At 72.1% G+C, this 9,999-nt stretch carries 9 protein-coding genes; 6 read left to right on the forward strand and 3 right to left on the reverse strand.

The genetic code is table 11. The annotated features are described in order from the left end of the window. Nucleotides 1-66: 66 nt before the first annotated feature. On the reverse strand, nt 67-1,485 hold the full coding sequence (locus ACWF94_RS22940; protein ID WP_453491427.1) for a HEAT repeat domain-containing protein: 1,419 nt from the start codon (nt 1,483-1,485) through the stop codon (nt 67-69). 309 nt (nt 1,486-1,794) lie between these two features. Continuing rightward, nucleotides 1,795-2,187, reverse strand: a complete 393-nt coding sequence (locus tag ACWF94_RS22945) for an ankyrin repeat domain-containing protein (RefSeq protein ID WP_453491430.1) — start codon at nt 2,185-2,187, stop codon at nt 1,795-1,797. Between the two features lie 523 nt (nt 2,188-2,710). Here ACWF94_RS22945 and ACWF94_RS22950 point away from each other — a divergent pair. Then, complete coding sequence (locus tag ACWF94_RS22950; protein ID WP_453491433.1) at nt 2,711-2,905, forward strand: hypothetical protein; 195 nt, start codon at nt 2,711-2,713, stop codon at nt 2,903-2,905. Between the two features lie 55 nt (nt 2,906-2,960). Then, nucleotides 2,961-4,553: a hypothetical protein gene (locus ACWF94_RS22955; protein WP_453491436.1), complete on the forward strand. Its 1,593-nt coding sequence runs from the start codon at nt 2,961-2,963 to the stop codon at nt 4,551-4,553. Between the two features lie 45 nt (nt 4,554-4,598). Here ACWF94_RS22955 and ACWF94_RS22960 read toward each other — a convergent pair whose 3' ends face one another. After that, nucleotides 4,599-6,098: an SCO1417 family MocR-like transcription factor gene (locus ACWF94_RS22960; RefSeq protein ID WP_453491439.1), complete on the reverse strand. Its 1,500-nt coding sequence runs from the start codon at nt 6,096-6,098 to the stop codon at nt 4,599-4,601. A 215-nt stretch (nt 6,099-6,313) separates the two neighbouring features. Between ACWF94_RS22960 and yczE the strand changes: the two genes are divergently transcribed. From yczE to ACWF94_RS22980, 4 genes are all read left to right on the forward strand, one after another. Further along, nucleotides 6,314-6,970, forward strand: coding sequence for a membrane protein YczE (gene yczE / locus ACWF94_RS22965; RefSeq protein WP_453491442.1), 657 nt, complete (start codon nt 6,314-6,316; stop codon nt 6,968-6,970). Beyond that, the gene (locus ACWF94_RS22970) at nt 6,967-7,731 is read left to right on the forward strand and encodes a glycerophosphodiester phosphodiesterase (protein WP_453491445.1); all 765 of its coding nucleotides are present in this window, start codon (nt 6,967-6,969) and stop codon (nt 7,729-7,731) included. Before yczE ends, ACWF94_RS22970 begins: the two co-directional genes overlap by 4 nt. Nucleotides 7,732-7,796: 65 nt before the next feature. After that, entirely contained in the window at nt 7,797-9,302 is a 1,506-nt protein-coding gene (locus tag ACWF94_RS22975; protein WP_453491449.1) for an MFS transporter, read from the forward strand. Between the two features lie 265 nt (nt 9,303-9,567). Then, nucleotides 9,568-9,942, forward strand: a complete 375-nt coding sequence (locus ACWF94_RS22980) for an RNA polymerase-binding protein RbpA (RefSeq protein ID WP_003959706.1) — start codon at nt 9,568-9,570, stop codon at nt 9,940-9,942. Nucleotides 9,943-9,999: the final 57 nt, after the last annotated feature.

The raw sequence follows: 9,999 nt of genomic DNA on the forward strand, positions 1-9,999 counted from the left end.
GGGCGGGAGCGTGGTCACCGGGCAGGTCCGGGCCCCTGGGCGGGGCGGGACCTGCCCGGCGGCGGGTCAGCGCGCGGGGGTGTCGGGGCCGATGCGGCTGCGGACCGCGGTTTGCACCTCGGCCTCCTCGGCGGGGTCGGCGGCGAGGCGGCGCAGCCGTTCGGCGACGCGGATATCGCCGGTCGCCGCGTGGCGGGCGGCGACTTCGCGGGTGGTTTCCTCGCAGTCCCACAGGCATTCGACGGCGAAGCCGGTGGCGAAGGTGGTGTCGGTCGCGGCCAGGGCACGCGCCGCCCGGCCCCGTAGCTGCGACGAGGTGGTCTCCCGGTACACATGGCGCAGGACGGGCGCGGCGCAGCCGATGCCGAGGCGCCCGGTGCCGTCCACGAGGGTCCAGAGCGTGGGCGCGTCGGGCCCGTCGGCGCGCACTGTCTCGCGCAGCGCACCGAGGACGAGCCTGTCGTCGCCGGCCGTGCCCCGGCAGGCGAGGACCCGGGCGGCGGAGACGCCGAGGTCGTCGGGCCGGTGCACCCAGCCCCGGGCTCGGTCGACGGCTTCGTCGCCGCAGACGCGCTCGAACGCGGAGACCGCGGCATCGGCGACGGTACGGGAGCCGGTGCTGACGGCGTCCTCGATCAGATCGAGGACGACGGGGTCGTTGGCCTGGGCGAGATAGTGCAGGGCGGCGCAGCGCGCGCCGTCCGATCCTTCGCGGGCCGCCGCGACGATGGCGGGCCGGTCGTCGGCGCCCGCCACGGCGGAGAGGCAGCGGGCGGCCGGGACATGGAGAGCCGCGCCGCGCTCCAGCCCCTGTTCGACCCAGTCGAACACGGCTTGGACACTCCAGCCGGGCCGTGGTCCGGTGGGCCGCATCTGCCGCTGCCAGCGGTCGAAGGAGCCCGCTTCCTGTGCGGCGCGCACCCGGAGGCCGACCGTGGCCCGCAGGTCGTCGGCCCACAGCCGCCAGGGCCGGGGTTCGAAGGCGTCCCGTACGGTCGCCGCCAGCTCGGCGTCGCCCTCCGGGGTGGCCGGGAATCTGGCGAGGACGGGGACGGCGAGCGAGCGCAGCCCCGTGTCGTCGTCGCGCAGGGCCAGCTCGTCGAGCGCCCACGCCCAGTTGGCGCCGCGGGCGGCGTAGCCGCGCAGCAGACGCAGCGCGTCCTGCCTTCCGTACGAGGCGAGGTGGCCCAGCACCGCGAGGGCGAGGCCGGTCCTGGCCTCGTCGGTGTCGAGGTGGTCGTCGGTATCGCACAGATGCCGCTCGATCTCCTCAAGACCGCTGTGGAGATCCAGATAAAGGCGTGCGTAGTAGAGGGAGCGGTTCTCGACCTGCCAGTCGTGGCGCGGGTCGCTGAGCACGCAATGGTTGAGGGCGGCGAGCGCTTCGGCGCGTGGCGCGGCGAGCGCGTGCAGTGTGCCGTCGCCGCGGCCCCTCTGCAGCAGGCCGAGCAGCGTGCCGCTCGGCGCTATGACTGGATCGAACATGGGGAAAGCCTCACATCAAGCTCTCGACGCAACCGGGGACGGGGATGCCTAGGCCGCGCAGCACGATGTCGAGCCGCCCGTCGTCTTCCGCTTGGTGTAGACCATCTTCCTGCCTCTCGTCGGTGGCCCCAGGGGAAACTCCCGGTGATGTCCGGGACAGGGCCCGACGTCATGATGACCCACCCATTTCGCCACCGCGACCACATTTACGGCGTCCCCTTCGGGGACCTTCCCGGGATGCCCCTGGAATGTGCCCCGATTCCCTCGGCGGCTTCCCCGGCGGCTTCCCACAGGCGCTCCCCGGCGGCCTCACCGGTCGCCGAACAGCTCCAGAAGGTCTGTCTTCCCAAACATCCGCGCGGTATCCACGGCGGAGAGAGGTCCTGCCGACGGATCGGCGCCGCCGTCCAGCAGTACGCGGATGACGGCGTCCTCCCCTTTGAAGACGGCACCCGCCAGCGGGGTCTGCCCCCGGTCGTTGGGCCGGTCCGGCTCCGCACCCCGGGCGAGGAGGGCCTCCACGGCGCGGGCGTGGCCGTGGTAGGCGGCCAGCATGACGAGGGTGTCGCCGCGGTCGTTGGTGAGATTGGCGGGCACACCGGCGTCGACATAAGCCGCGAGCGCCTCGGTCTCTCCCTGGCGGGCCAGGTCGAAGACCTTGGTCGCGAGTTCGATCACTTCCGGGTCGGGAGCCTCGCTCATGGGACCGACCGCCTTTCACTGCGTTGACCTGGGGCGCACGGCAAGGGCAGCCGTACGGGTGAATCGACAGGGTACTGCGGGGGCGATACCGGCGGGCCGTCGCCCGGCGCCCCCGGCCGGACGCCACCGGACGCCACCGGACGCCACCGGACGCTCCGCCGGGGGCACCCGGCACGGATCCTTAAGGGGTCCGCTCCTTAAGGGTCCGCTCCTTAAGGAGTCCGCGTGGAGACCGGAACGAGTCCGGAAGGGTCCGGGCGGGTCCGGGCGGGTCCGGGCAGGCCCGGAAGGGGTCGTAAACGATTCCGGAAGGGGGCCGGGCAGGTCCGGGCGGGGTCTGGAACGGGTCCGACGGGGGCACTGTGCCGCGCGGTCGCGAAGTGTGCCCCTCGGGGAGTCGGTCACTGTCCGCCACTTCAGTGAATTACTCAGATTTTCACCCATTTGCACCTTTTATCGCATACACACTTCCGGTGAGGTTGGAAGTACTCATGGTGACTGTCCCCTCAACCAGGAGAACCTCATGATCCTGTCCATGTCAGGTGTGGTGCTGCTCGCGATCATCGTCTTCCTCTTCTTCCGGAAGGACGGGCTCAAGGCGTCCCACGCCGTCGTCTGCGCGCTCTTCGGCTTCTTCCTGGCCGGCACCGCCATCGCCCCCAGCATCACGGCCGGCAGCCAGAGCCTCGCCAGCCTGCTCGGCGGGATCAAGTTCTGACCCCCGCCCCGAGCCCGAAGCCCGCACCCCGCCTCAGCACCCCCAGGAGACCGAAGTGGCCCGGCGACCGCTCCCCCGCATTCTGAGCAGCGGAACCGCACAGTTCGCCCGGGGCCGGGAGATCGCGCGTACGGCCACGGACAGCGCGAGGGATGTCCTCCAGCCGCTGATCACCGTCTCCCGTGGACTGCGGCTGCTGGCGGGCCTGACCAGGCAGAAGTGGGCCGCCACGCCCAAGGAGAAGCGTGGTCCCGCGCTGCTCGTGGTCGCGGCCTGTGCGGTGGCGGTCGCACTCGTCCCGTACGGGCCGCTCATGGCCCTGATCTCGGTGATGGCCGCGGCGGCCTGGAAGGGCAGGGTCCGCACCCCGGTGCGGACCGGCCCCGACGAGGCGGAGACCGCGCGGCTCCAGGCGCTGTACGAAGCGCTGGTGCCGTACTTCTCCGTACCCGAGGACCCGGCGCCGCTCTTCGCCCACGGCGGCGAGTGGACCGGGCCCTTCAGCGACTTCGCGTTCGACGGGAACGGGCGGCTCACCACCCTGCGGATCTCCTACCCGGCGTACTTCACCGACGGCGAGGCGGCGAGCCGGGCGCGGATCGAGCAGTTGCTGCACGCCAAGTCGGGCCGTGGCCGCGAGTACCGCTTCGCCTGGGACGAGGAGGGCAATCAGCTGGTGATGAGTGTGCTCCCCGCCCTGTCCACCACCATCGCCGCGCAGCGCTTCGTCACCGCCCCCGGCGAGACCGTACTGGGCTTCACCGACGCGGGCGCGGTCCAGCGCACCGTGCCGGTGGCGGACGGCGAGGAGACCCGGGACGCGCCCCCGGTGATCTGGCGCACCGGTCCGCGCTCCACCGAACCGCATCTGCTGGCCGTCGGCGAGCCCGGCGCCGGCACCACCAGCCTGCTGCGCTCGATCGCGCTCCAGGCCCTGCGCGACGGGGACGTCCTGATCGTCGAGGGCACCGGAAGCGGGGAGTACGCCGCTCTCGCCGGGCGTCCCGGCGTACTGGCCGTCGAATCCGGACTGGCCGGGGCGCTCAGCAGCCTGGAGTGGGCGGCCCACGAGACCGAGCGGCGGCTGGTCGCCGCGAACCGCGCCCGGCAGGCCGGGCAGCCCGCGCCCGACGACACACGACGGCCGCTGTGGATCCTGGTGGACCGGCCGGGTGTCCTCGGGCATCTCGCGGCGGCCGGCGGCCACCCCGATCCGCAGTCCCTGCTCCAGGTGCCGCTGCGGCACGGGCGGGCCGCGCAGGTCACGGTCGTGGTGGCCGAGCAGTTCGACAGCACCGAAACCCTCGGCGACGCCCTGAGGACGCACACCCGCGCCCGCGTGGTCCTCGGCCCCGCCACCTTCGAGCAGATCGGGTCCGTGCTCGGGGCACCCCCGCACACCACGCCGACGCCCGACGTCCCGCCGGGGCGCGGCTACGCCCGGCTGGGCACCGGACCTGTGCTCAGGTTGCAGGTGCCGGCCACCCCCGACCCGTATGACGACGCGACGAGCGAGGCACACCGGCAGGCGGTCCTGGACCTGCTCCCGGCACGCCAGGAACCGGGCCGGGACGCGCTCCACGGCCCGATCCCCGCGCCGGGTGCGGGCCCGGCCAGCCTGTCGGGGGGCGCTCCCACCCAGGCGTAGGCCCGGAACGGCGTGGGCCGCCCCGGAACCACTCCGCGGTGGGGCTCACGCCACAAAAGTGCGCGGTGCCTCCGTCCCCGTCGTGGCGCCCGTCTCCACCAGCCGCGCGGCGGCGGCCAGCCGGGCCGCCGCCTCGTCGGCGACCGGCCCGCCGACGGTGAAGGGCAGCCGTACGAAGCCCTCGAAGGCACCGTCGACCCCGAAGCGGGGCCCGGAGGGCACCCGGACACCCACCCGTTCGCCGACCTCGGCGAGCCGGGAGCCGGACAGCCCTCCGGTGCGGACCCATAGGGTGAGGCCGCCGCCGGGGACGGCGAACTCCCAGTCGGGCAGCTCCCTGCGCACCGCCGTGACCAGGGCGTCGCGGTTGTCGCGCGCCTGGACGCGGCGGATGGCCACCGCCTCCTCCCAGCTGCCGGTCCGCATCAGCCAGTGGATCGCGAGCTGTTCCAGGACGGGTGTGCCGAGGTCGGCGTAGGCGCGGGCGGCGACCAGTGAGCGGATCACATCGGGGGCAGCGCGCACCCAGCCGATACGCATCCCCGCCCAGAACGCCTTACTGGCCGAACCGACGGTCAGGACCGTGCTGCCCGCCGGATCGAAGGCGCAGACGGGCCGGGGCATGTCGATGCCGTCGTCGAGATACAGCTCCGCCATGGTCTCGTCGACGACCAGGACCGTACCGGCCGAACGTGCGGCGTCCACGAGCCGGCGGCGCTGGTCCTCGTCGGCCAGGGCGCCCGTCGGGTTGTGGAAGTCGGCGACCACATAGGCGAGCCGGGGTGCCGCGTCCCGCAGCACGTGCCGCCACCGGTCCAGATCCCAGCCCCCGACCCCCTCCTCCATGGCGACGGGGACGAGCCGGGCCCCCGCCTCGCGCATCAGCTGGAGGATATTGGCGTACGACGGCGACTCGACGGCGATGCGCTCACCGCGCCCGGCGAAGAGATGGCAGATGGCGTCCATCGCGCCCATGGCCCCGGTGGTGACCATGATCTGCTCGGGCATGGTGGGGATGCCGCGTTCGGTGTACCGGTCGGCGATCATCTGGCGCAGCGCGGGGATGCCCGCCGGGTAGTCGCCATGGGTGTGGGCGTACGGCGGCAGTTCCTCCAGGGCGCCCTGGACGCTGCGGGTGAGCCAGGGCTCGGGCGCGGGCAGCGCGGCACAGCCCAGATCGATCATGGAGCCGAGGGATTCCGGAGGCAGCGGCTCCAGTCCGCGCGCGGGCAGCGGATTGCCCGCCGGGACGGCGGTCCAGCTGCCCGCTCCCCTGCGGGATTCGAGAAAGCCCTCACCGCGCAGCGCCTCATAGGCGGCGGCGACGGTGGTCCGGCTGACGGACAGGGCGAGCGCCAGCTCGCGCTCCGCCGGGAGCCGGGCGGCGACGGGGACCCGGCCTTCCAGGACGAGCAGACGGATGCCGTCGGCGAGGGCACGGTACGCGGGCGGCCTACGGGTGCCCGGCCCGGCCGGGCGGGGCTGCTGCGAGGTGAGCTGCCGGGCGAGCTGCGCCGTGCCCACCGCCGAGGTCCACTGGGTCATGGAAGTCAGTCCACCTTCCTTGAATTGGCCATGGCTGCAATCCATTCCATAGCCACAGAGTGTCATGGATCAGTCCAGAGCCACCAGAGGGGGCCGTCTTCGTGTCCGCAGGATCCACCGACTCCACAGAGTCTGCCGAGTCCACAGAGTCCACAGGATCCACCGAGTCCGCCAGGTCCGCCGAGCCACCGGGGTCAACCGGGTCCGGGGCCGCCGTGGCCGGAGCCTCCGCCTGTCTCGGGCGCCGGCTGTTCCAGCTCTACGCGGGCCTCGTGCTGTACGGAGTGAGTGCGGCGCTCCTGGTACGCGGCGAACTCGGTCTGGAGCCGTGGGGCGTCCTCCATCAGGGACTGGCCGAGCGGACCGGGCTGACGATCGGGGTGGTGACGATCATCGTCGGCGCGGTGGTGCTGCTCCTGTGGATTCCGATCCGGCAGCGGCCGGGGCTCGGCACGGTCTCCAATGTCGTCGTCATCGGGCTGGCGATGGACGGCGCCCTGGCACTGCTGCCGGAGATCGACGCCCTCGGGGCGCGGATACCGCTGATGATCGCGGGCATCGTGCTCAACGGTGCGGCCACGGGCCTGTACATCGCGGCGCGCTTCGGCCCCGGCCCGCGCGACGGTCTGATGACGGGCCTGCACCGGCTCACGGGCCGTTCGGTCCGACTGGTGCGTACGGGGATCGAGGTGGCCGTGGTGGCGACGGGGTTCGTCCTGGGCGGTTCGGTGGGGATCGGCACGGTCGCGTACGCACTGGCCATCGGCCCCCTCGCCCAGCTGTTCCTGCGGGTGTTCGCCGTCCCCGGGCAGGGCGGCGGCAGCGCGGTCGTTGCCGGAGGGACACCCGGGCAGGCGATACTGCCGCGGTGAAGCGCGTACTCCACCCCTATCTGGATCATCCCGTGGTCCTGCCGTTCGCCCATCGCGGCGGCACGGCGGGCGGGATCGAGAACACGGCCGCGGCGTTCCGGCGGGCCGCCGCCCTCGGTTACCGCTACTTCGAGACCGATGTGCACACCACGTCGGACGGACGGCTGGTCGCGTTCCACGACGCGACCCTGGACCGGGTCACGGACGCCCGGGGCCGTATCGCGGAGCTGCCGTGGAGCGCGGTGCGCCGGGCCAGGGTCGCGGGCAGGGAGCCGCTGCCGCTCTTCGACGAGCTGCTGGAGGAGTTTCCGCTGGCGCGCTGGAATGTCGACATCAAGGCGGAGTCCGCGCTCGCCCCTCTGGTGGACCTGGTGCGCCGGACGGGGGCGTGGGACCGGGTGTGCGTCGGCTCGTTCTCGGAGCGCCGGGTGACGCGCGCGCTGCGGCTGGCCGGTCCCCGGCTGGCGACCTCCTACGGGGTACGCGGTGTGCTGGGGCTGCGGCTGCGCTCCCTGGGGGTGCCCGCCTCGCTGCGGCCGGGCGCGGTGTGCGCACAGGTTCCCGAGGCACGGAGCGGGGTGCGCGTGGTGGACCGGCGGTTCGTCCGGGCGGCGCACGCCCGGGGACTCCAGGTGCATGTGTGGACGGTCAACGACCCGGATCGGATGAGAGCCCTCCTGGACCTGGGCGTGGATGGCATCATGACTGATCATCTGGAGACGCTGCGCACGGTACTGACCGACCGGGGGGCGTGGGTCTGATCCATACGTCCGCCACGGCGGACACCATCCGGCCACCAGCCGGACTCAAGCCATGGGGGGCACGGATGGCGGGGGACATCGCGGAGCCGTCGTCGGGGCGGGAGCCGGCACCGCCCGGGACAGGGCCGGGGCCGCAGTCCGGGCCGGAACCGGGGCCACCGCCCGGGCCGGAACCGGGGCCGGAACCGCCGTCTCCAGCGGAGACGAGCGGTGCGGCCGACACGGCCGGCGGGACCGAAACGACCGCTGGGGACGGCGCGGCCGACCGCCGACGGGAACAGCACGGCTGGTACTTCTACGACTTCGCCTGCTCCGTCTACTCGACCAGCGTGCTCACCGTGTTCCTCGGGCCGTATCTGACCTCGGTGGCGAAGTCGGCGGCGGACGCCGACGGGTTCGTCCACCCACTGGGCGTCCCGGTACGGGCGGGCTCGCTCTTCGCCTACTCGGTCTCGGTTTCCGTGGTGCTCGCGGTGCTGCTGATGCCTCTCGCCGGAGCCTGGGCGGACCGGACCGGCCGCAAGAAGCCCCTGCTGGCGGCAGCCGCGTACACGGGGGCCGTCGCGACCACGGGAATGTTCCTCGTCGGGGGCGAGCGCTATCTGCTGGGGGCGCTGCTGCTGATCGTCGCGAACGCCTCCCTGTCGGTGTCGATGGTGCTCTACAACGCCTATCTGCCGCAGATCTCGGAGCCCGACGAGCGCGACGCCGTCTCCTCCCGGGGCTGGGCCTTCGGCTACACCTCGGGCGCCCTGGTGCTGGTGCTCAATCTGATCGTGTACTCCGGCCATGAGAACTTCGGCCTGTCGGAGTCGGAGTCCGTACGGATCTGTCTGGCGTCGGCCGGTCTGTGGTGGGGCGCGTTCACCCTGGTCCCGCTGCGGCGGCTGCGCGACCGGCGCCTGCCGCCGGGCGGCGAGGGCGCGGTCGGCTCCGGGTGGCGCCAGCTGATCGCGACCATCAAGGACATGCGGCGCCATCCGCTGACGCTGTCGTTCCTGCTGGCCTATCTGGTCTACAACGACGGTGTCCAGACGGTCATCTCCCAGGCGTCGATCTACGGCTCCGAGGAACTGGACCTCGGGCAGACCACGCTGATCGTCGCCGTACTGCTCGTCCAGGTGCTCGCGGTGGCGGGTGCGCTGGGCATGGGGCGGCTGGCCAGGACCCATGGGGCGCAGCGCGTCATTCTCGGCTCGCTCGCCGTCTGGACGCTGATCCTGGCGGCGGCGTTCTTCCTGCCTGCGAGGTCCCCGGTGTGGTTCTTCGGGCTGGCCGCCGCGATCGGGCTGGTCCTGGGCGGCAGCCAGGCACTGTCGAGATCGCTCTTCTCACATCTGGTGCCGCGCGGCAAGGAGGCGGAGTACTTCTCGGCGTACGAGATGAGCGATCGGGGGCTGAGCTGGCTCGGGCCGCTCGTTTTCGGCCTCGCATACCAGCTGACCGGGAGCTATCGCGATGCGATCATCTCACTCGTGATCTTCTTCGCGCTCGGTTTTTCCCTGCTCGCGCGGGTACCCATACGGCGGGCGGTGATAGCGGCGGGCAATCCTGTGCCGGACCGGATTTAGACGTTGAAGTGAAAGGGCGGTAGTGTACGCGTTTGGCCTGCCAGGCGGACCGTTACTGCGCACTGGAGTAGTGGAATCACTGGGTGACACTTTCTATCAGATGTGACAAACCGGGCACTGGTGGGTACCCCAACCTTCGGGAAGCAGCGGCACGACGGGCGACGCATGACCCGGAACGGGAATCTTTACGGCCGACCGGACGTTGACCGGATGACGACGACAGCGACACCTGTCCTGTGGGCGACAAGCCCGGGAGGCACGATTCATGAGTGAGCGAGCTCTCCGCGGCACGCGCCTCGTGGTTACCAGCTACGAGACGGACCGCGGCATCGATCTGGCCCCGCGCCAGGCGGTGGAGTACGCATGCCAGAACGGACATCGGTTTGAGATGCCGTTCTCGGTCGAGGCGGAAATTCCGCCGGAGTGGGAGTGCAAGGCGTGCGGCGCCCAGGCACTCCTGGTGGACGGGGACGGCCCCGAAGAGAAGAAGGGCAAGCCTGCGCGGACGCACTGGGACATGCTCATGGAGCGGCGCACCCGTGAGGAGTTGGAGGAGGTGCTGGCCGAGAGGCTGGCGGTCCTGCGCTCCGGCGCCATGAACATCGCCGTACATCCGCGCGACAGCCGGAAGTCCGCCTGACCGCGTAAGCACCGCATCAGCCAAGACAACGAGCCGCGGGGCGTCCCACACCGAGCG

This window comes from Streptomyces sp. NPDC055078 (genome assembly GCF_053607985.1).